Here is an 18,856-nt window from a genome sequence, read left to right on the forward strand (position 1 = left end):
CATGCACCATGCCGTCAGATAAAGAAGCGTTTACACAGCATATTTCCCAGCAGTTCAACGACGAACTCGAGGAAATCCGTACCCACCTGCTGGAGATGGGTGGTCTGGTCGAGAAGCAGATCAACGACGCGATCGTTGCTCTGGTCGAAGGTGATGCCAAGCTGGCGCAACAGGTGCGCGACAAGGACGATGCCATCAATCAGATGGAGCTGGATATCGACCAGGATTGCCTGCGCATTCTGGCCCGCCGTCAGCCGGCGGCCAGCGACCTGCGTCTGGTCGTGAGCATCAGCAAGATCATCGTCGATCTTGAGCGCATCGGTGACGAATCGTCGAAGATCGCCAAGCGTGCGCTGGATCTGGTTGAGGAAGGTCAGGCGCCGCGTGGCTATGTCGAGTGCCGCCATATCGGCCACCATGTTCGTCGCATGGTGCAGGAAGCGCTGGACGCGTTTGCCCGGATGGACACCGACCAGGCCTTTGCCGTTGCTCGCGAGGACAAGGCGGTTGATCAGGAATATAAGACCGCGATGCGCGAGATGGTGACCTTCATGATGGAAGACCCGCGCTCTATCGGTCGGGTGCTGAACATCCTCTGGGTACTGCGCTCGCTCGAGCGGGTAGGCGACCACGCGCGTAACATTGCCGAGCACGTCATTTACCTGGTCAAGGGTACCGATGTGCGTCATATCGGTCTCAAGCGCATGGAAGCAGAGGTAAAAGGCGAAGGCGCAGACGACTGAGTCGGTGCTGAAACGCCACAAAAAACCCGCCGATTGGCGGGTTTTTTGTTGGAGTTTTGTTATTACTGGCTAAGAACCCATTCGGCCAGAATACGGGCTTCCTCGTCGGTCACCTGGTTGGCGGGCATTGGAATCGGCCCCCACAAACCGGAGATGCCGTTCTTGATGTGGCCGGCGACGGTTTCCACCGCACCTTCCTGCCCGGCATACTTGGCGGCGACGTCCTTGTAGGACGGGCCGACTACCTTGGTGTCGATCTGGTGACAGGCGACGCAGGCCTTGGATTTGTACAGGGTCTCGCCATCGGTGGCGAACAGGGAGCCGGAGCCGAGCAGAGCAGCAGCGCCTAGGGCAGTGATCATCAGGCGTTTCATCAGGTGTTCCTCACGGGCTGTGGGTTGCAGGTGGTCCTGCTTGTGTAGTTTGAATCTCGTTGTGCTCTTCTAAAAATGGACGCTGACGGTGGCTTTGACAAGTGCCTATTTGTCGCGGAAGACATGGACGAAAGTCGCACATTTGAGTATGTTGCGGGACATAATTGCATTTTGTATCTTGCGTCCGCCCGCTCCCGAAGATTGACATAAAAAAGGCGGGCCCGTGGCTGACGCCCGCACCCATAAAAACCAGAGATATTCGGAGATACCATGGAGATCAAGTCTTACAGCATGAACTGGCATTACCCCACCGCGGTGCGCGTGGGCGCAGGACGCATCAGCGAGCTGCCGAAAGCCTGCCGCCAGTTGGGCATGACCTCTCCGCTGTTGGTGACGGACCCCGGCCTGGCTGCACTGCCGATGGTTGAGGCGGCGCTGCAGCTGTGTCGCGATGCCGGCCTGCAAGCGGGCCTGTTCAGTGCCATCAAGGGCAACCCCACCGGTGGCAACGTCGCCGACGGTGTAGCCGCACTCAAGGCCGGCAATCATGACGGCGTCATTGCCTTCGGTGGCGGCTCCGCGATTGATGCTGCCAAGGCCATCGCACTGGTTGCCCATCAGGACTGCACTCTGTGGGAAGCCGGCCCCGGCTCGGTTGATGCGAGCAAGATGCTGCCTGTGGTTGCCGTGCCGACGACCGCCGGCACCGGCTCTGAAGTGGGTCAGGCGGTGGTTATCACCGACGACGAGAGCCACGTAAAGCGGGTGATCTTCCACCAGAAAATGGTCCCGGGCATCGTCCTGCTTGATCCTGAGCTGACCGTTGGTCTGCCGCCCAAGCTGACCGCCGCTACCGGTATGGATGCGCTGGCACACAACCTCGAAGCCTTCTGCGCGCCGGTCTATCACCCGATGGCCGAAGGTATCGCGCTGGAAGGTATGCGTCTGGTCAAGGACTTCCTGCCACGCGCAACCGCTCAGGGCGATGACATTCAGGCCCGTCTGCAGATGCAGGTAGCCTCGAGCATGGGTGCGGTTGCATTCCAGCGTGGCCTCGGTGGCATTCACGCGGTGTCCCATAGTCTGGGTGCGCTGTACGACGCTCACCACGGTCTGCTGAACGCGATCGTCATGCCCTACATGCTGCAGGCCAACCGTCCGGCAATCGAAGCGGAAATGGCGCGTGCGGCTCGCTACCTTGATCTGCCCAAGCAGGACTTCGGCGGCATGCTCGACTGGGTGCTGGAGCTGCGCTCTGAGCTGGGTATCCCGCATACCCTGGCCGAGATCAACATCGACGACGCGCAGGCAGAGACAGTCGGCGTCATGTCGGCCAAGGACGTTGCCGGTACTACCAACCCGCAGCGGTACAACGCCGAGCAATACCAGGCGATCTTCCTCAAGGCGTTGCGCGGCGAGCTGTGATCGATCTAGGTTGAGAAAGCCGGGCACCTGCCCGGCTTTTTTGTATCTGCTGGCCGCCTGAAGGCAAACCGCGGCGCAGCCGTTGCTGCCGACGAGGGCGATAGTGGCCTTTTGCTCGATACGAAGTGCGGCTTTTTTGCCAGTCTGCGTTAAGCTAGAGCCAGTACTTCAGGAAATCTCACTATGTCGAAAGTATCGGTCCTGGTGGTGGATGACGCACCATTCATTCGCGACCTGGTCAAGAAAGCACTGCGCAGCTATTTCCCGGGCCTGCAGATCGAGGAGGCGACCAACGGTCGCAAGGCGCAGCAGATGCTGGGGCGGGCGCGCTTCGACCTCATTCTGTGTGACTGGGAAATGCCCGAGATGAGCGGGCTTGAGCTGTTGCAGTGGTTCCGTGCGCAGCCCGAAGGCGCGGGTGTCCCGTTCGTCATGGTGACCAGTCGCGGCGACAAGGCCAATGTCGTAGAGGCTATTCAAGCCGGCGTCAGCGACTACGTCGGCAAGCCATTCAGTAACGAGCAACTGATTACCAAGGTCAAAAAGGCGCTGCATCGCGCCGGCAAGCTGGCCCAGTTCCAGGTCGGGGAATCGCCGCGACCGAGCACCGGAACAGCTGCCGGATCCGTTGCCAACCTGACCGCCGGTCGCCCGGAAGCGCCCGCGCGTCCGGCAGCGGCGCCGGTCAGTTCACCCTTGCTCAGCGCTTCTCGCCCTGCGGAGAAAGCCGCTCCGGCACCCGCCGCAGCACCGGCGGCGGCACAGTCAGTGCGAGGGCAGGGGCAGTTGCGGCTGGCCGGTGAGCAGTTTGCCTGTGTGATCAAGACCCTGAGCCTGCGTGATGCCCTGGTTGTAGTGCGTCGCGGTGAGCGCCTGCCGCAGGTCTTCGAGACCGTGGTGCTGGATCTGGAGCAGGACTCTGACCGTTCGGTCGCGCGGATAAACGGTTATGTACACGCGGTCGCGGCACTGGAAGCGAAAGTGGACTGCGAGTGGATCAAGGTGACGATCAAGTTTGTTGATCAGGACCCGGAGAAGCTCGATTACCTGTCGCGCCTGATCGCTTCCGGCACGGCGCAATCACACTATTCGCCGGGCGCCTAGGCGCCGCGGCTTGGTGGAAAGTGGCAGCTGAAGGTGCTGCCACGCTCGGGCACGCTGGTGATTTCCAGCCTCCCCTGATGGCGCAGCAGGACGTGCTTGACGATGGCCAGACCCAGGCCGGTGCCACCAGTAGTGCTGTTGCGGCTGGTGTCGACCCGGTAGAAACGTTCGGTTAGCCGGTTGATGTGCTGCGGCGCAATGCCGACACCGGTGTCGGTGACGCTCAGATGCTGCCCTTTCTCATCACTCCACCAGCGCAGCGTGATCTCGCCCTGATCCGGGGTGTACTTCACCGCATTGAAAGCCAGATTCGAGAATGCACTGCGCAGCTCTCCCTCGATACCGTGCATGCGGGTATTGCCTTGCACTTCCAGACTGATGCGGTGACCGCGTTCGCTTGACAGCGCCTCGGCATCCTTGCGGATCTGCTCCAGCAGCGGGCCGGTATCGACCAGTTCTTCTTCGCCCGGGTTGTCCGAGGTTTCCAGTCGGGCGAGCAGCAGCAGGTCATGCAGCAGCGCTTGCATGCGACTGGCCTGCTGCTGCATCTGCTGTAGCGGGCGTTTCCAGCGCGGGGTGATCTCGTCTTCCATGTCGAGCAGTGTTTCCAGATAGCCGACCACCACCGTGAGGGGGGTTCGCAGCTCGTGGGAAACGTTGGCGACGAAGTCTTTACGCATCTGCTCAAGGTTATGCAGGCGGGTGACGTCGCGGACGACCATCAGACGGTCGCCCGGACCGTAGCGGGTAATGGCGTACTGCAACTGGACGTTGAGATCGATCGGCGCCGGGATTTCCAGCGGGTCGCGAAAATCGCCACGCTCGAAGTACTCGATGAAGCGCGGATCGCGAATCAGGTTGGCGACGTGCTGACCGCTGTCGTCCGGGGTACGCAGGCCGAGCAGGCGCTCGGCGGCGTGGTTCCACCACTCGAGATGGCCTTCGCTGTCGATCATGATGACCGCATCACGCAGGGCGGACGTGGAGCTCTGGATGCGGTCGATGACGGCCTGCAGGCGCGAACGCATTTTGCTGTCGCGGCGTTGCAGATGATAGATGCTGTCGAAGATTTCGCCCCAGACCCCGCGCGCTTCCGGTGGCGGTTCGTTCGGGTGGGTGCTCAGCCAGTCGTAGAAGCGCGACATCTGGCGCAGCGTCCAGGCCAGATAGCAGCCAAGCCCGATGACCAGTACCCAGGCTGTTTGCTCCAGAATCCAGCCGAGCAGCAGGCAGAACAGCACCAGCAGCAGGACATGGCCGAGGACTCGGCTGAAGCTATTTTTGGCCACTGAAGATCCTCTTCAAAACGACGGCGTCCTGTTTCAGGGTAAAGCGGGTAGCGCGCGGAGCCTATCAGGCTTTGGTAGAGAACCGGTAGCCGGTGCCGCGCACGGTCTGAACCAGGTGTTCGTATTTCTCGCCAAGCGCCTTGCGCAGACGGCGGATGTGCACGTCCACAGTACGCTCTTCGACGTAGACGTTGCCACCCCAGACCTGATCCAGCAGTTGGCCGCGGGTATAGGCCCGCTCCTGGTGGGTCATGAAAAACTGCAGTAGGCGGTACTCGGTCGGGCCCATTTCGGCCGCGGCATTGTCGATGGTGACCCGGTGACTGACCGGGTCGAGCATCAAACCGGCGACCTCGATAGGCGCTTCGCTGTCGACCGGGCCGGCGCGGCGCAGGACGGCTTTCAGGCGGGCTACCAGTTCGCGCGGCGAAAACGGCTTGGTGATGTAATCATCTGCACCGACTTCCAGTCCCTGAATCTTGTTGTCCTCTTCACCCTTGGCGGTGAGCATGATGATCGGCACGTCTGCGGTCAGCTCGTCGCGCTTGAGGCGACGGGCCAGTTCGATGCCGGTGGTGCCGGGGAGCATCCAGTCGAGCAGGATCAGGTCGGGCTTGCTGTCGACGATACAGGCGTGCGCCTGCTGCGTGTTCTCTGCTTCCAGGCAGTTGTAGCCAGCCATTTCCAGTGCCACCGCGATCATTTCGCGGATCGGGGCTTCATCATCGACGATCAGAATACTTTTGCCAGACATGGTTTACCGTCTCGTTGCAGCTGTGAGTCATGCTGTCGATTAGATAACACTTTTATTGCAGTTGTGTGACGTTGTCACGCCAGGCTGATGTCAAGGCAACCGCTCTGGATCAAGCCAGCCAGTAGTTCAGTGCGATCCCGATGAAGACCAGCATGCCCGCCCAGTGGTTGGCCAAAAAGGCGTTCAGGCAGGCGTTGCGGTCACGGTCACGAATCAGCCAGTGCTGCCAGGCAAAGCCCAGCGTCATCCCCAGCAGGCCGAGGTAGTAGTACAGCCCCAGATCAAAGCGTAGACCGACCAGCAGCAGACACACCAGAGTAAGCCCCTGCAGCAGGCCGATAATCAGCTTGTCTGCCTCACCGAACAGGATGGCGGTTGACTTGATACCGATGCGCAGGTCGTCTTCACGGTCGCACATCGCGTACTCGGTGTCGTAGGCCACGGTCCACAGCAGGTTGGCCAGAAATACCAGCCACAAGGGCATCGGCAGTGCCTCGGCCTGAGCGGCAAAGGCCATCGGGATGGCCCAGGAAAAGGCCGCGCCAAGAATGACCTGCGGATAAAAGGTGAAGCGTTTGCAGAACGGGTAGATGGCCGCCAGCGCAACGCCGACAAACGCCAGCTGGATGGTCAGCGCGTTGGTGAACAACACCAGCAGCCCGCTCAGGGCGACCAGAATGGCGAAGGTCAGCAGTGCCTGCCGCGCGCTGATGCGGCCGGTCGCGAGCGGCCGCTCTCGGGTGCGTTGTACGTGACCGTCGAAGTTGCGGTCGGCGTAGTCATTGATCACGCAGCCAGCTGCGCGCATCAGAATCACCCCCAACACGAAGATGATCAGGGTGCCGATATCCGGCACACCTTCGGCTGCCAGCCACAGTGCCCACAGCGTTGGCCACAGCAGCAGGTAGGTACCGATCGGTCGGTCCAGGCGCATCAGCTGGATGTAGTCGTTGACCTTGGGGTTGAGGCGAGCGATGGGTTTGATCAGCAGACCGAGCAAGGCGGTTCTCCAGTCAGAAGGCAGATACTCAGGTGCCGGCGACCGGCCAGCCCTGCAAGAATACTTCACACACCAGCAGCTGCAACTCGCCATCCGAGAAGTGCGAACGGCGTGCCCAGAGTCCCTCGCTGCGCCACGCATCCGGCAGCCAGACGGCGGGATAGCGGCTGATCTCGATTGGCCCGCGGCTGATCTGCGGGTTGCGGAACAGCAGGTGACCGAGACTGGTCGTCCCGAGGCTATCGAGTGCGACCGCAGCGTTACCCAGCGCGCTGGTCGGAGCAACCGAGCGGGCGTAGACCCGAGCTGCCCCGTCAGTGTGCAGTAGTACCTCTCTGGCCCAGACCGTGGCCCCCGGCGGCAAACCCAATGCCGCAGCTTCATCGTCACGGGCTGGCTGCGGAGCCTGCAGCAGTAGTTCGACACGAAAGTCCTGATTGCCCGCGTCGGTGAGACGCTGAGTCAGCGAGCCTTCGTGGCAAAGCCAGCCGAACAGTGGCTCGGCCGGGGGAGCAGGGTGGCGATCGGTGGGGTACCAGTCAGGCAGCATATCAGGCATTTACTGGGGTGCAGGCAGCGTGGAAAGGGGTGCCAAGGGTATCACGAAACCCCTCTGCGGCGGGCGCAGGGGAGCTGGCCTTGGAGTTGCTGAACAATTGCGGTAGTGTCGCGAGACAGCAAATTTCGAACCCCGTGAGAAGCAAGTATGAAGAAGTGGCAGTGTATTGTCTGTGGTTTCATCTATGACGAGGCCGAAGGCTGGCCCGACGAAGGTATTGCACCCGGCACCCGCTGGGAAGATGTGCCCGCCGACTGGATGTGCCCGGACTGCGGCGTTGGCAAGGAAGATTTCGAGATGATCGAAATCGGCTGATCCCCCCGCCCTGAATTACGCCTCTGCAGGAGAATCCACGTGGCTGACAATGCACCCCTGGTCATCATTGGCACAGGTCTGGCTGGTTATAACCTGGCCAAGGAGTTTCGCAAGCTCGATACCGAGCGCCCGTTGCTGATGATCAGCGCCGATGACGGCCGTTTCTATTCCAAACCACTGTTGTCGACCGGTTTTGCCAAGGGTAAGGACGCCGACGAGCTGGCGATGCAGGACGCGGCAACGATGGCCGAGCAGCTCAACGCCAAGGTGCTGACCGGTGTTCAGGTCTCAGCTATTGATCCGGCCAGCCGCACGCTGACGGTAGAGGGTCGCAGTCAGCCCTACAGCGATCTGGTGCTTGCCACCGGCGCTGAGGTGCGATCCCTGCCGTGGCGCGAGGCACTTGGTGAGCGCTTGCTGTCGATCAACGACCTGGGCGACTACGGCCGGTTTCGGGCGGCACTGAAAGGGCGTAATAAGGTCGTGATTGTGGGTGCCGGCCTGATCGGCTGCGAGTTTGCCAATGACCTGCGCCTTGGTGGCTTTGAGGTCACTGTGGTGGCGTCCGACCCCTGGTTGATGCCGCAGCTGCTGCCGGAGGCGGCGGCGGCTGCAGTGCAGAGTAAACTGGAAGAGCTGGGCGTGCGCTTTTATCTGGGGTGCGCAATTGAAAGCATAGCGCTCGAGGCGGACGGTTTACGCGTGCGGCTGGATTCCGGCACCGAGCTGGTTGCCGACCAGGGACTGTCTGCGATTGGTCTGGCACCGCGGGCGGCGCTGGCGGAGGCTGCAGGTTTGGCAGTGGGCCGGGGTGTGCAAGTGGATCGGCAGCTGCGCAGCAGTGATCCGCATATCTACGCACTGGGCGACTGCGCGGAGGTGGCAGGGCTCAATCTGATGTACGTGATGCCGTTGATGACGGCGGCTCGGGCGCTGGCCAAAACCCTCAGTGGCACGCCAACCGAACTGAGCTACCCGGCGATGCCGATCATGGTCAAGACGCCCGCCTGCCCGCTGGTGGTCACGCCACCACTCAGCAGCGCGGAAGGCAGCTGGCAGTGCAGCGGTGAAGGCAGTGACGTGCGAGCGGTCTTTGTTGACGGCTCTGGCCAACTGCATGGCTATGCGCTGACAGGCGCGGCGGTGGCGGAAAAGCTGCAGTTGACCCGTGAGCTGCCCGCCTGGCTGGGGTGATCCGGCCGACAATATGGGACAGTTTGGCCTTTTGTCGGGAAAATCCGTGATTTTGCCCGGCTTGAGGTCTGGGACGACTGGCGAAACCGTTTCAGTCGTGCCATGCTGAGCGGGCCTTGGCAGAGCGCTTCGAGCGTGCTCAGAGGTGTCTGGCAGGCCCGCCGCGAGGAATCGGCGGTAACAACAAAAACAACAGACAATGAGGCTTTATATGCGCAAACCAGATCTCGCAGCGGCGATTGCCGAAAAGGCAGACCTGAGCAAGGATCAGGCAAATCGAGTACTCAACGCCGTACTGGACGAAATTACCCAGGCGCTGAGCAACAAGGACTCCGTGACACTCGTCGGTTTCGGCACATTCCTGCAGCGTCATCGTGGCGCACGTACCGGCAAAAATCCCCAGACCGGCGCTCCGGTCAAAATCAAGGCCAGCAACACCGTCTCCTTCAAGCCGGGCAAGAGCCTGCGCGACGCGGTTAACTAAGCCTGATTTCCGCGACAGGGGCTCGTTCGGGCCCCTGCCACTGACTCCCTCTTCTTCAGTCTCGCGCCGTTCCCTGATATTTGCTCACCAGTGAGCGCAGCGCATCCCGCGCATCCAGTACTTTGTGCACCACCTTGTTCGCGGCTTCCCGCTCCAGCCCCAGGCGCTCCAGCAGTGCATCCGGAATGACCAGCTGCGGGCCGCTGCTGATGCCGTGCTCGCTGAGCAGCGCCAGCGCCAGGTAGATCAGGTTAGCGTAGACGTGGTCCGGGCCCTGGTAATAGGCGTTGTGTTGCTGACGCAGCGCGGTGCACACCTCGTCGGGCATGTCCCAGTAGCGCATCAGCCAGCTGCCGATCTGGTCGCGGGTAACGCCGATCAGATGCTGTTCGATCTGGTGCGGCTGCACGTGCGGGTTGGCTTCGATATGCCGGCAGATCAACTTGAAGTAGGGCGGGAAGATGTACGCCAGTACCAGATAGCCGAAGTTGTGCAGCAGGCCGCCGAGGTAGTTCAGGCCCATCTCCGGCCGGCGTTCACGGGGCATGGCCTTGGCCAGACCTTCGATCACGGCGGCGGTGTAGATGGCCTGTTCCCAGTAAGGGGTGGCGCGGTCCGGCGCGTCGTTCGGCAGTTTGAAGGTCTTGCCCAGCGCCAGGCCAACCGCCAGGTTGATCACCAGATCAAAGCCGAGCACACGGCCAATGGCGTCTTCCACCGAGCGAATCTTGCCCGGCGCGGCGTAATAGGGCGACGCGGCCCAGCTGACCACCTGCGCTGCCAGACTCGGATCGGTTTCGACCACATCGGCCAGATCGTCTATATCGGCATCCGGGTTGACCCGTAGCTTCATTACCTTCTGCGCTGTTTCTGGCAGCGGTGGAATTTCGATGGTCTCTTCCAGCCGCTGTTTCATGCGCAGGGCGGTGAAGTTTTGTACCGCGTCGCTGAGGTCCTGGTCGTCCTGTTCGGCGCTAGCAGATGGCTTTTCCAGACGGCTCAGCGGGACGGAAAACTGGGCCAGACTGACCTTGGCCATCAGCGTGCGAGCGTCGGCCTGGTTGAGTACCAGACACCAGCCGGTCAGACCGCTGTCGAGCACCAGTTCGGCGTGCTCAAGCAGGCTGCGCTCACACACACAGGGGGAGTTGAACAGGATTGGCAAGCCTGGCAGCTGGTTGAGCTGGTGCTTGCTGAGAATGCGCTGCAGTTCACGGTTGCGCACCGGTTCCAGTTGGCGACCAAGCAGCGAGCCGAGGGTTTTGAGGTCGAGCAGGTGATCCTTCGGGATCAGCGTCAGCACGGTGCCGACGTTGTCGCAGAGCAGACTGGCCTGAATCTGCTGCGAGGCTGGCCAGGCGCCATTGGCCGGGCGCAGTTGGTAAGCGATGCCCTGCTGCTGCAGGAGCTTTTCAATCAGGTCGGGGAGGCTGGCGCCAAATTGCTCGGAAGCGGCCGGGTTGCTCATTGTCTGTTCCTTGCTCGTTAAGGCGGGCGGGTGCCCCGATAATGCGGGTTTCCGCTTGATTCTAGCGGTTGGGATCACTGGAGCATAGCTGCAGTCAGACCTGCGCAAAATGCTGGCCGTCGGCTATCCAGCGATCCAGCAGCGGCTGGACGTGTTCGGGGTGGCTGCTGGCCAGTTGCTGGGCGGCCTGCTGAACCGCTGGCAGCAGGTCAGCGTCGCGCACCAGATCGGCAACGCGGAACTGCACCAGACCTGTTTGCCGGGTGCCCAGCACCTCGCCGGGGCCGCGCAGGGCCAGGTCTTTTTCGGCAATCACAAAACCATCGGTACTTTCACGCATGATGCCTAGGCGTTCACGGCCAAGTGCCGACAGCGGCGCATGGTAAAGCAGCACGCAGTGGCTGGCGGCGCTGCCACGGCCGACCCGGCCGCGCAACTGGTGCAGCTGGGCGAGGCCCAAGCGTTCGGGGTTCTCGATGATCATCAGGCTGGCATTGGGGACATCAACGCCAACCTCGATCACGGTGGTGGCGACCAGCAGGTGCAGGTCGCCTTCCTTGAAGGCGGCCATGATCTCGGCCTTCTCGGCAGGCTTCATGCGGCCGTGGATCAGCCCGATTGAGAGTTCCGGCAGGGCCTCGCAGAGCGACTCCCAGGTTGCCTCGGCAGCTTGCGCCTGCAGCTGTTCGGATTCTTCGATCAGGGTGCAGACCCAGTAAGCCTGACGCCCTTCGGCGCAGCCGGCGCGGACGCGTTCGATGACCTCGACACGGCGGCTGTCGGATATCAGCACGGTGTTGACCGGGGTGCGTCCCGGCGGCAGCTCGTCAAGGATCGAGGTATCCAGATCGGCGTAGGCGCTCATCGCCAGGGTGCGCGGGATCGGCGTGGCGGTCATGATCAGCTGATGCGGAGAGACGCCGCCGGCAGCGCCTTTGTCGCGCAGGGCGAGGCGCTGCTGGACGCCAAAGCGATGCTGCTCGTCGATAATTGCCAGGCCCAGATTGCGGAACTGCACGTCGTCCTGAAACAACGCGTGGGTGCCAACAACCATTACCGCTTCACCGCTGGCGATCATCTGCAGCTGATTGCTGCGTGCCTTGCCCTTCAGCTTGCCGGCGACCCAGGCAACCGACAGGCCGAGTGCGGCAAACCAGCGCTGGAAGTTGTTGAAGTGCTGCTCGGCCAGAATTTCAGTCGGCGCCATCAGCGCCACCTGCCAGCCCGCCTCGATGGCCTGCAGCGCTGCCAGCGCGGCGACCGCGGTCTTGCCAGCGCCGACATCTCCCTGCACCAGGCGCAGCATCGGCCGCGGCTGGGCCAGATCCAGCAGTATCTCGTCAGCCACCCGGCGCTGGGCACCGGTCAGCGGGAAGCCGAGCTGGGCGACAAAACGATCCGCCAGCTCGCCGGCGGCGCGCATTGGCGGCGCCCGGTGTGCACGCATCTGCGCGCGCAGTCGCAACATCGCCAGTTGATGGGCCATCAACTCCTCGAACGCGAGCCGGTGCTGGGCCCAGTGACGGCCGTCCTGCAGGGCTTCGAGGTCAATATCTGGCGGCGGGCGGTGCAGCAGCTGTACCGCTTCGCGCAGCGGAGGCAACTGATACGCCTCGGCCAGCTCCGGCGGCAGCCATTCGGTCAGGTGATTGCCCTTGGCCAACCAGGCCAGGGCCGCGTCGCTGAGGCTGCGCAGGCGTTGTTGTGATAGCCCCTCGGTGGCGGGGTAGATTGGCGTCAGAGTCTCGCTGACGGGCAGCGCCTCGGCGCCGTCGAGATTGTGCAGCTCGGGATGATAGATCTCCAACCCCGAGGCGCCGGGGCGTACTTCACCGTAGCAGCGCCAGTGGCTGCCGCGGCTGAGGTTGGCCTTGAGCGCGGCAGAAAAGTAGTAGAAGCGCAGGCTCAGGGTACCGCTGCCGTCCTGAATGCGGCAGAGCAGGCTGCGGCGCCGTCCCATGACCACCTCGGCGCCGAGCACCGTGCCCTCGATGACCGCGTCCAGTCCGGGCCGCAGGGCGCCGATCGGGGTGACGCGGGTGCGGTCCTGATAGCGCATCGGCAGGTGAAACAGCAGGTCCTGCACCGATGACAGGCCGAGCCGGTCCAGCTTGTCCGCGAGCGCCGGACCGATTCCCTTGAGGACCGTCAGCGATGTCTGTTCACCCACCCTTTTTTCCGCCCTGAATCAGCGTGATGGCTGGCCAACCGAGCACAGGCGAATCGAGTCGCTGAGCAGCTCGATAGCCTTCGGACGCGGGAAGCTGGCACGCCAGGCAACCGCAACGGTGCGATACGGTGCTGGCGCCTTAAACGGCTTGGTGACCAGCAGTTCGGAGCTGTAGTAGCGATCATCTGCGGCCGACATCGGCAGCACGGTCATGCCGATGCCGGAGGCGACCATGTGGCGGATGGTTTCCAGCGAGCTGGATTCGACCGTGGTGTGCTTGTGCTGTTCTTCGCCCTTGCGCAGGGTCGGACAGGCCTCGAGCACCTGATCGCGGAAGCAGTGACCTTCGCCGAGCAGCAGCAGTTTGTTGTCGTCCAGCTCATCGAGGGTCACGCTGTCGCGTTTGGCCCAGGCGTGGCTGGCCGGCATCAGCAGACTGAATGGCTCGTCGTAGAGCGGTTTGGTCAGCACGTCCGGTTCCTGGAATGGCAGCGCGATGATGATTGCATCGAGCTCGCCGTTGCGCAGCTTGTCGCGCAGCACGTGGGTGAAGTTTTCCTCGATATACAGCGGCATCTCCGGCGCCACCTTGTGCAGCTGGGGGACCAGATGCGGGAACAGGTACGGCCCGATGGTGTAGATAGCGCCAACCTTGAGCGGCGCGGCCAGCTGGTTCTTGCCGGCGGTAGCCAGTTCGCGGATAGCGAGGGCCTCTTCCAGCACCTTTTGCGCCTGGGCAACGATGCGCTCGCCAATCGGGGTGACGCGCACGGCGCTCTTGCTGCGCTCAAAGATCATCACGCCCAGCTCTTCTTCCAGCTTTTTAACGCCGACGCTGAGGGTCGGCTGGGACACGTGGCAGCGTTCGGCGGCGTGGCCGAAGTGCTGTTCCTGGGCAAGGGTGACGATATAGCGGAGTTCGGTCAGGGTCATTGGCTGGCAATCTGTCTGGCAACGGGGACGAAGGTTGAACGACAGGCTCTAGCATAGCCGGTTGATTGATAGAGTAAAACAATCGAAGCGCCTGTGCTGGGCCTGCGGCAGCAGGCTGGCAACTGGTACAGTGACGCTTTATGAAACGCGACGGGAGAAACCGATGCCGCGGGTTGTGATTGCTGGATGTGGGGATGTGGGATCGGCGCTGGCCAGTCGCTTGGTCATGCGTGGTTGGCAGGTCTATGGTCTGCGCCGGGATGTCGCGAGGCTGCCGGGTGGCGTGCTGCCGATTGCTGCGGATCTGTGTACTGCCGAGCGCCCTGCGGACTGGCCGGAGCAGATCGATTATCTGGTGTTCTGTCCAGCAGCAGGCAAGCGCGATGCCGAGCTCTATCAGCGCTTGTATGTGCAGGGGCTGGAGCATGTGCTTGGTTGGCTGGGGCAGGGTAAGCGTGGCCTGCGCCATCTGCTGCAGGTCTCCAGTACCGGTGTATACGCCCAGCAGGATGGCGAGTGGGTCAGCGAGAACAGCCGAGCCGAAGCCGACAGCGCGACCGGCAAAGTGCTGCTGGCTGCTGAAGATGTTGCCCTGCGCAGCGGTGTGCCTGCGTCAGTGGTGCGCTTGGCGGGTATCTACGGGCCGGGCCGCAATCGGCTGATTGAGCAGGCGCGGGCGGGCATGATGGTGCCGGCGGAGCCGCCACAGTACACCAATCGTATTCATCGCGATGACGCCGTGGGCCTGCTAGAGCATCTGCTGCTGCAGGCGGAGGCGCGCGAGTTGCTGGCGCCCTGTTATCTCGGGGTGGACGACGAACCGGCCGCGTTGCACGAGGTGGTCGACTGGCTGCGAGAGCAGCTAGGGGCCGAGGCGAATGCCGATGGCCCAACCAGTACTCGGGTTGGCAGCAAGCGCTGCAGTAACGAACTGGCGCGCGAGAGTGGTTGGGAGCCGCAATATCCAAGCTACCGGGAAGGCTATACCGCGTTGCTTGCTGAGGCGAAAGAGAGCTGACAGGCACAAAAAAGCCCGATTGCTCGGGCTTTTTTGATGGTGATCGAGTTGATCAGCCGACGACCATGATGCCGTCCATCTCGACCGGCACGCCCTTGGGCAGTGCCGCAACACCGATGGCGGCGCGGGCCGGGTAGGGCTTCTCGAAATAGCGCTCCATGATCTCGTTGACCTTGGCGAAGTTGCCCAGGTCGGTCAGGAAGATGTTCAGTTTGACGATGTCCTGCAGTTTGCCGCCAGCGGCTTCGGCAACCGCGCTGAGGTTGTCGAATACACGGCAGACCTGTGCTTCGAAGCCTTCAACGACTTCCATGGTGGCTGGGTCCAGCGGGATCTGGCCGGACAGGTAGACAGTGTTGCCGACCTTGATGGCCTGGGAGTACGGACCAATCGCGGAAGGAGCGTGCTCGCTGGTGATGACTTGCTTGTTCATGTGTTCTCCGACGGAGTTCAGTTCTTGAGACGGGTGATGCGCATCACGCCTTTGAGGTTGCGGATACGCTTGATCAGTTGGGACAGGTGCAGACGGTCGCGTACGCGAACCACCAGTTGGACGACGCTGACGCGGCCATCGCGCTCATCGACGCTGATTTTGTCGATGCTGGCGTCGGCCACGGTGATGCCGGTCGCGAGCTGGGCAATGATGCCGCGCTGGTGTTCCAGTTCGACGCGCAGCTCGACGGTAAACTCGCCGCTGACGTCCTTATCCCAGGTCAGGTGCAGAGTCTTTTCGCTGTTGTGGCGGCTATCGGCCAGGTTGCGGCAGTTTTCCTGGTGGATGACCATACCCTTGCCAGATGACAGATAGCCGACGATCGGGTCGCCCGGAATCGGGTTGCAGCACCGGGCGAAGCTGACCACCAGGCCCTCGGTGCCGCGGATCGCCAGTGGCTTCTCGCTGCTGTCGGCGTCTTGGGTGTTGAGCTTCTGCGGTTCTTCCTCGTTGCCACCTTCATTGTTGAGCAGGCGGCGCGCGACCACGTAGGCCATACGGTTACCGAGGCCGATATCCGCCAGCAGGTCTTCCATCAACTCCATGTCGCAGTCGGTCAGTACCGCCTGAATGCGGGCTTCCGGAATGTCGCTGAGCTGGGTGCCAAAGCTTGCCAGCACCTTGTCGAGCAGGCGCTCGCCAAGCGCAATCGACTCGGAATGGCGCTGGTGCTTGAGGAAGTGACGGATGTTGCTGCGGGCCTTGCCGGTAATCACGAAGCTCAACCAGGCGGGATTCGGGCGGGCGCCCGGTGCGGTAATGATTTCGACGGTTTCGCCGCTTTCCAGCGGCTCGGACAGCGGTGCCAGGCGTCGGTTGACGCGACAGGCGATGCAGCTGTTGCCGATGTCGGTATGCACCGCGTAGGCGAAGTCGACCGGGGTCGAGCCCTTGGGCAGCTCCATGATGCGGCCCTTGGGGGTGAAGATATAGACCTCGTCCGGGAACAGGTCGATCTTGACGTTCTCGATGAACTCCAGCGAGTTGCCGGCGTTCTGCTGCAGCTCCAATACGCTTTTCAGCCACTGACGGGTGCGGGCGTGGTTGCCGTTGATCACCTCGTCTTTCGATTTGTAGACCCAGTGCGCCGCGATGCCGTTGTTGGCCAGCTCTTCCATCTCGTCGGTACGGATCTGAATTTCGATCGGTACCCCGTGCATGCCGAACAGCGTGGTGTGCAGGGATTGATAGCCGTTGGCCTTGGGGATCGCGATGTAGTCTTTGAAGCGGCCGGGGAACGGCTTGTAGAGGCTGTGTACCGCCCCGAGCACGCGATAGCAGGTGTCCGGTTTGTCGACGATGATGCGGAAGGCGTAGACGTCCATGATTTCATTGAACGACTTCTTCTTGCCGCGCATCTTCTGGTAGATGCCGTACAGGTGCTTTTCGCGGCCCATCACCTTGCCCTGCAGGCCCTCGCGCTCCAGGCAGGCCTGCAGCGACTCGAGAATCCGGTTGAGCAGTTCCTTGCGATTACCCCGTGCGTTGCGTACCGCGCGGTCGATCAGGGTTGAGCGCATCGGATACATGGCTTTGAAGCCCAGATCCTCGAACTCGGTGCTCAGGCTGTGCATGCCCAGGCGGTTGGCGATCGGCGCATAGATCTCGAGGGTTTCCTTGGCGATGCGGCGGCGCTTTTCCGGAGCCAGCGCACCGAGTGTGCGCATGTTGTGCAGGCGGTCGGCGAGCTTGACCAGAATCACTCGGATATCCCGAGCCATGGCCAGTGCCATCTTCTGGAAGTTCTCGGCCTGCGCTTCGGCTTTGCTCTCGAAGGTCATCTGGGTCAGCTTGCTGACCCCGTCTACCAGCTCGGCAACGGTGTCGCCAAACTGCTCGACCAGTGCATCCTTGGGGATGCCGGTGTCTTCGATCACGTCGTGCAGCATGGCCGCCATCAAGCTCTGATGGTCCATGTGCATGTCGGCGAGGATATTGGCTACAGCAAGGGGATGAGTAACGTAGGGCTCGCCGCTGCGACGGGTTTGACCGTCGTGGGCTTGCTCGGCGTAGAAATAGGCGCGCCGGACCAGGTTGACCTGATCCGGCTCAAGGTAATTGCCAAGGTTGTCGGCAAAAACTTCTATCGCAGACATGCAGCTCTCCCGCACCCGTGCTGACGGGTGATGACCTCAGGAATGCCCGGCCTGCGCAATCCGTTTACTCGGCCAGTTCGGTAGTTTCCAGCGAGTACAGCGGCTCCTGCTGATCCTGCAGGGCTTCTTCGGCCATGATTTCGTTGGTAATCAGACCTTCGGCAACTTCACGCAGTGCAACGACGGTAGGTTTGTCGTTTTCCCAGGCTACCTTGGGGTCTTTGCCGCCGGTGGCCAGCTGACGGGCGCGCTTGGAGGCCAGCATGACCAGTTCAAAACGGTTATCTACATTTTCCAGGCAGTCTTCAACGGTGACGCGAGCCATGGGGTACTCCGGAAAGGTAACAAGTGAACAAATCGACGCGCACGGCACGGGGCCGGGCGCAGGACCTGACAGTTTACTGGCTGAGGCTTCAGTCTGACAAGAGCGCTTGTAGCAGAGAGGCGTGACGCGCGGTCTGCGCGGTGGTCTGCAGACGGTAGCTGCGCACGATGGCCTTGAGGTCGTCGAGGGCGTGCTCAAAGGTGTCGTTGATGACCAGGCTGTCGAACTCGACGTAATGGCTCATCTCGGCAACGGCTTCGGCCATACGGCGATCAATCACGTCGTCGTCATCCTGACCACGGGAGTCAAGACGGTAGCGCAGTGCTTCGAGTGACGGCGGCAGGATGAAGATCGAATGCGCCTGCGGCAGCTTGCGGCGAACCTGCTCGGCGCCCTGCCAGTCAATTTCCAGAATGATGTCGTGCCCGCGTGCCAGTGCTTGCTCTACCGCTGTCTGCGAGGTGCCGTAGAGGTTGCCGAACACTTCAGCGTGCTCAAGGAAGTCGCCGGCTTCCACCAGTTTGAGGAAGTTGTCACGGTCGGTGAAGTGGTAGTTCACCCCATCAGCTTCGCCCGGGCGCATGGGGCGGGTGGTGTGCGAAACCGAGACGTGCAGGTTGGGAGTCTGTTCGATCAGTGCCTTGACCAGGCTGGTTTTGCCTGCGCCGGAGGGGGCGGAGATGATGTACAGCGTGCCGGTGGCGTGGGTCATCGGACAGGGTTCCTGCGGTGCGTAATGGATAAGCGCGCAATTATAGGGTTTCCGCGCGGTGGCGTCATGGTTCGCTGTCGGTTCCGCTAAGCTGTCTGCTCAATGCGGAGTCAGAGGATGCAGGTGCGTATGATTTCAAAATGGCAGTGGCTGCTGGCGCAGTTGACGCGAACCCTGTGGGTGCGCGCGTCCCTTTATGCGGTCCTGGCGGTGGCGGCAGCGCTGTTGGCCATTGTGGTTCAGCAGCTGTTGCCGGGCCCGCTGCCGGTGACTGTTGGGGCTGATGCGGTGGATCGTATCCTGGATATCCTCGCATCCAGCATGCTGGCAGTTACTACCTTTTCTCTTAGGGAAACGCTGCACAAATCAGCCATCTGCCTGAGTACCCAGCCCCGAGTAT

At 62.0% G+C, this 18,856-nt stretch carries 20 protein-coding genes; 8 read left to right on the forward strand and 12 right to left on the reverse strand.

What is annotated here, in order from left to right:
* Positions 1–8 precede the first annotated feature (8 nt).
* Positions 9–743: a phosphate signaling complex protein PhoU gene (gene phoU / locus AAFM31_RS05150; protein ID WP_341706830.1), complete on the forward strand. Its 735-nt coding sequence runs from the start codon at positions 9–11 to the stop codon at positions 741–743.
* A 62-nt stretch (positions 744–805) separates the two neighbouring features.
* On the opposite strand, the gene AAFM31_RS05155 is transcribed toward phoU, so the two are convergent.
* Positions 806–1,105, reverse strand: coding sequence for a c-type cytochrome (locus tag AAFM31_RS05155; RefSeq protein ID WP_341706852.1), 300 nt, complete (start codon positions 1,103–1,105; stop codon positions 806–808).
* 282 nt (positions 1,106–1,387) lie between these two features.
* Here AAFM31_RS05155 and AAFM31_RS05160 point away from each other — a divergent pair, with 282 nt between their 5' ends.
* Together AAFM31_RS05160 and AAFM31_RS05165 are read left to right on the forward strand one after the other, a co-directional pair.
* Positions 1,388–2,542: an iron-containing alcohol dehydrogenase gene (locus AAFM31_RS05160; RefSeq protein ID WP_341706831.1), complete on the forward strand. Its 1,155-nt coding sequence runs from the start codon at positions 1,388–1,390 to the stop codon at positions 2,540–2,542.
* Positions 2,543–2,725: 183 nt separating this feature from the next.
* Positions 2,726–3,646 (forward strand): response regulator, encoded by a 921-nt coding sequence (locus AAFM31_RS05165; RefSeq protein ID WP_341706832.1) that lies wholly within the window; start codon positions 2,726–2,728, stop codon positions 3,644–3,646.
* Here the strand turns inward: AAFM31_RS05165 and phoR are convergent.
* The 4 genes from phoR to AAFM31_RS05185 form a co-directional block, all read right to left on the reverse strand.
* The gene (gene phoR / locus AAFM31_RS05170; protein WP_341706833.1) at positions 3,643–4,935 is read right to left on the reverse strand and encodes a phosphate regulon sensor histidine kinase PhoR; all 1,293 of its coding nucleotides are present in this window, start codon (positions 4,933–4,935) and stop codon (positions 3,643–3,645) included. The genes AAFM31_RS05165 and phoR overlap by 4 nt on opposite strands.
* Positions 4,936–4,999: 64 nt before the next feature.
* Positions 5,000–5,689, reverse strand: a complete 690-nt coding sequence (phoB, locus tag AAFM31_RS05175) for a phosphate regulon transcriptional regulator PhoB (protein WP_341706834.1) — start codon at positions 5,687–5,689, stop codon at positions 5,000–5,002.
* A gap of 109 nt (positions 5,690–5,798) precedes the next feature.
* Complete coding sequence (ubiA, locus tag AAFM31_RS05180) at positions 5,799–6,689, reverse strand: 4-hydroxybenzoate octaprenyltransferase (protein WP_341706835.1); 891 nt, start codon at positions 6,687–6,689, stop codon at positions 5,799–5,801.
* 28 nt (positions 6,690–6,717) lie between these two features.
* A complete protein-coding gene (locus AAFM31_RS05185; protein WP_341706836.1) occupies positions 6,718–7,248 on the reverse strand; it encodes a chorismate lyase in 531 nt (176 codons plus the stop codon).
* Between the two features lie 147 nt (positions 7,249–7,395).
* On the opposite strand from AAFM31_RS05185, the gene AAFM31_RS05190 reads away from it, so the two are divergent.
* From AAFM31_RS05190 to AAFM31_RS05200, 3 genes are all read left to right on the forward strand, one after another.
* Positions 7,396–7,563 carry a rubredoxin gene (locus AAFM31_RS05190; protein ID WP_104736613.1) on the forward strand — a complete coding sequence of 56 codons (168 nt, stop codon included), beginning with the start codon at positions 7,396–7,398 and terminating at the stop codon, positions 7,561–7,563.
* 39 nt (positions 7,564–7,602) lie between these two features.
* Positions 7,603–8,757, forward strand: coding sequence for an FAD-dependent oxidoreductase (locus AAFM31_RS05195; protein ID WP_341706837.1), 1,155 nt, complete (start codon positions 7,603–7,605; stop codon positions 8,755–8,757).
* Positions 8,758–8,968: 211 nt separating this feature from the next.
* Complete coding sequence (locus AAFM31_RS05200) at positions 8,969–9,241, forward strand: HU family DNA-binding protein (protein WP_088275784.1); 273 nt, start codon at positions 8,969–8,971, stop codon at positions 9,239–9,241.
* Between the two features lie 55 nt (positions 9,242–9,296).
* Here AAFM31_RS05200 and AAFM31_RS05205 read toward each other — a convergent pair whose 3' ends face one another.
* The 3 genes from AAFM31_RS05205 to AAFM31_RS05215 form a co-directional block, all read right to left on the reverse strand.
* On the reverse strand, positions 9,297–10,709 hold the full coding sequence (locus AAFM31_RS05205; protein WP_341706838.1) for an HDOD domain-containing protein: 1,413 nt from the start codon (positions 10,707–10,709) through the stop codon (positions 9,297–9,299).
* 94 nt (positions 10,710–10,803) lie between these two features.
* Positions 10,804–12,879 carry an ATP-dependent DNA helicase RecG gene (gene recG, locus AAFM31_RS05210; RefSeq protein ID WP_341706839.1) on the reverse strand — a complete coding sequence of 692 codons (2,076 nt, stop codon included), beginning with the start codon at positions 12,877–12,879 and terminating at the stop codon, positions 10,804–10,806.
* Between the two features lie 18 nt (positions 12,880–12,897).
* Positions 12,898–13,812: a LysR substrate-binding domain-containing protein gene (locus AAFM31_RS05215; RefSeq protein ID WP_341706840.1), complete on the reverse strand. Its 915-nt coding sequence runs from the start codon at positions 13,810–13,812 to the stop codon at positions 12,898–12,900.
* 163 nt (positions 13,813–13,975) lie between these two features.
* Between AAFM31_RS05215 and AAFM31_RS05220 the strand changes: the two genes are divergently transcribed.
* Entirely contained in the window at positions 13,976–14,830 is an 855-nt protein-coding gene (locus AAFM31_RS05220; protein ID WP_341706841.1) for an SDR family oxidoreductase, read from the forward strand.
* Between the two features lie 52 nt (positions 14,831–14,882).
* On the opposite strand, the gene AAFM31_RS05225 is transcribed toward AAFM31_RS05220, so the two are convergent.
* From AAFM31_RS05225 to gmk, 4 genes are all read right to left on the reverse strand, one after another.
* On the reverse strand, positions 14,883–15,263 hold the full coding sequence (locus AAFM31_RS05225) for a RidA family protein (protein ID WP_088275779.1): 381 nt from the start codon (positions 15,261–15,263) through the stop codon (positions 14,883–14,885).
* Positions 15,264–15,280: 17 nt separating this feature from the next.
* Positions 15,281–17,419, reverse strand: a complete 2,139-nt coding sequence (gene spoT, locus AAFM31_RS05230; protein ID WP_341706842.1) for a bifunctional GTP diphosphokinase/guanosine-3',5'-bis pyrophosphate 3'-pyrophosphohydrolase — start codon at positions 17,417–17,419, stop codon at positions 15,281–15,283.
* Between the two features lie 64 nt (positions 17,420–17,483).
* Positions 17,484–17,744 carry a DNA-directed RNA polymerase subunit omega gene (gene rpoZ / locus AAFM31_RS05235; RefSeq protein ID WP_341706843.1) on the reverse strand — a complete coding sequence of 87 codons (261 nt, stop codon included), beginning with the start codon at positions 17,742–17,744 and terminating at the stop codon, positions 17,484–17,486.
* Positions 17,745–17,832: 88 nt separating this feature from the next.
* Positions 17,833–18,456, reverse strand: coding sequence for a guanylate kinase (gmk, locus tag AAFM31_RS05240; RefSeq protein ID WP_341706844.1), 624 nt, complete (start codon positions 18,454–18,456; stop codon positions 17,833–17,835).
* Between the two features lie 129 nt (positions 18,457–18,585).
* Between gmk and AAFM31_RS05245 the strand changes: the two genes are divergently transcribed.
* Positions 18,586–18,856: DUF2254 family protein (locus AAFM31_RS05245; protein ID WP_341706845.1), on the forward strand; the 271-nt coding region annotated here is incomplete at its 3' end.

The organism is Halopseudomonas sp., assembly GCF_038130085.1.
Taxonomy (GTDB): Bacteria; Pseudomonadota; Gammaproteobacteria; order Pseudomonadales; family Pseudomonadaceae; genus Halopseudomonas.

Coding starts and splice junctions, on each gene's coding strand:
- AAFM31_RS05190 (WP_104736613.1), top strand. CDS start 7,396: ATGAAGAAGTGGCAGTGTATTGTCTGTGGTTTCATCTATGACGAGGCC.
- AAFM31_RS05155 (WP_341706852.1), bottom strand. CDS start 1,105: ATGATCACTGCCCTAGGCGCTGCTGCTCTGCTCGGCTCCGGCTCCCTG.
- AAFM31_RS05225 (WP_088275779.1), bottom strand. CDS start 15,263: ATGAACAAGCAAGTCATCACCAGCGAGCACGCTCCTTCCGCGATTGGT.
- AAFM31_RS05220 (WP_341706841.1), top strand. CDS start 13,976: ATGCCGCGGGTTGTGATTGCTGGATGTGGGGATGTGGGATCGGCGCTG.
- phoB (WP_341706834.1), bottom strand. CDS start 5,689: ATGTCTGGCAAAAGTATTCTGATCGTCGATGATGAAGCCCCGATCCGC.
- AAFM31_RS05215 (WP_341706840.1), bottom strand. CDS start 13,812: ATGACCCTGACCGAACTCCGCTATATCGTCACCCTTGCCCAGGAACAG.
- AAFM31_RS05185 (WP_341706836.1), bottom strand. CDS start 7,248: ATGCCTGATATGCTGCCTGACTGGTACCCCACCGATCGCCACCCTGCT.
- rpoZ (WP_341706843.1), bottom strand. CDS start 17,744: ATGGCTCGCGTCACCGTTGAAGACTGCCTGGAAAATGTAGATAACCGT.
- gmk (WP_341706844.1), bottom strand. CDS start 18,456: ATGACCCACGCCACCGGCACGCTGTACATCATCTCCGCCCCCTCCGGC.
- AAFM31_RS05160 (WP_341706831.1), top strand. CDS start 1,388: ATGGAGATCAAGTCTTACAGCATGAACTGGCATTACCCCACCGCGGTG.
- spoT (WP_341706842.1), bottom strand. CDS start 17,419: ATGTCTGCGATAGAAGTTTTTGCCGACAACCTTGGCAATTACCTTGAG.
- AAFM31_RS05165 (WP_341706832.1), top strand. CDS start 2,726: ATGTCGAAAGTATCGGTCCTGGTGGTGGATGACGCACCATTCATTCGC.
- AAFM31_RS05200 (WP_088275784.1), top strand. CDS start 8,969: ATGCGCAAACCAGATCTCGCAGCGGCGATTGCCGAAAAGGCAGACCTG.
- phoU (WP_341706830.1), top strand. CDS start 9: ATGCCGTCAGATAAAGAAGCGTTTACACAGCATATTTCCCAGCAGTTC.
- AAFM31_RS05205 (WP_341706838.1), bottom strand. CDS start 10,709: ATGAGCAACCCGGCCGCTTCCGAGCAATTTGGCGCCAGCCTCCCCGAC.